Annotated in this window: 1 protein-coding gene; it reads left to right on the top strand. The window is 67.7% G+C overall.

Annotated elements, in window-relative coordinates:
* Positions 1-1,170 (top strand): AAA family ATPase (locus RUW20_RS18480; protein WP_313953687.1); only part of this gene is annotated, 1,170 nt, incomplete at its 5' end.
* Positions 1,171-1,240: the final 70 nt, after the last annotated feature.

Raw genomic sequence — 1,240 nt, 5'->3', positions numbered from 1 at the left:
ATGCGCCGCTTCGCACAGGCGGGCCAGTTGGACCGCCTGTGCGCCCGCGGCCAACTGCATCGGCAGCTGATCTCGGACCTTGTGGCCGAGGTGGCCGCGTTCCACGAACAGGCGGCGATCGCGCCACCACAGACGCACTACGGAAAGCCCGCGCAGGTTCTGGCACCGGCCCTTGCCAACTTCGACGAACTGGCGCCGCTGCTGCCGAACGACGAAGACCGCGGGCGACTGGCCCGGCTGGCTGAGTGGACCCGTGCGGAAGGCGACCGCCTGGCACCCTGTTTCGCCGCCCGTCGAGCAGCCGGGCGGGTACGCGAATGCCATGGCGATCTGCACCTGGGCAACCTGGTGTTGATCGACCGCCGCGTACGGCTGTTCGACTGCATCGAGTTCAGCGACGATCTGCGCTGGCTAGACGTCGCCAGCGAGATCGCTTTCACCTACATCGATCTGCTCGATCACAATCAGCCAGGGCTGGCCGGCTGGCTGCTCAACGAGTGGCTCGCTTGCAGCGGCGACTATGAGGCGGCGCACGTGCTGCGCTTCTACGCCGTCTATCGTGCGCTGGTGCGCACCAAGGTGGCGGCGATCCGCGCCATCCAGAGCAGCGGCGACCTCGCGCACGCGCGCCACTACCTCGCGCTTGCCGAGCGCCTGGTCCAGCCACCGCCGCCACGGCTGATCATCACCCACGGTGTCACCGGCTGCGGCAAGAGCCGCGCGTCGCGCCGTCTGATCCTGCACGACCCGACGGCAAGCACGCTGCGCCTGCGCTCGGACGTCGAACGCAAGCGTCTGTTCGAACTTGCCGCGTCAGCCAGCAGCGACTCACCTCTGGACGGGGGCATCTATGCCGAGAACGCCAGTGAACTCACCTACCGCCGTCTGCACGGACTGGCGCAGCAATTGCTCGCTGCCGGCTGGTCCGTTATCGTCGACGCCGCTTTCCTCGAACGCGCCCGCCGCGATGTCTTTCGCGCCCTGGCTACGCAAGAGGGAGTCGCTTTCTTCATCGTCGCGCCACAAGCAAAGCCGGCGGTCTTGCGCGCGCGCGTCCGCGGCCGGCTGGCCAAAAGGCGCGACGCATCCGAGGCGACACTTGAAGTGCTGGCTCGACAGTTAGGCCGGATCGAACCGCTGCGCGCCAGTGAGCGCGACTGTCTGCTATAGAAGCACTGCCGACGACACGCCGCGGCAGCACCGAGCTGGTACAGGAAGCCTGCCGCCTACGCTGACCGGC

It is taken from the genome of Accumulibacter sp. (assembly GCF_032229525.1).
Taxonomy (GTDB): Bacteria; Pseudomonadota; Gammaproteobacteria; order Burkholderiales; family Rhodocyclaceae; genus Accumulibacter.
Note: the sequence above shows the minus strand (reverse complement) of the source record. Positions and strands in the feature narration are given on the sequence as shown.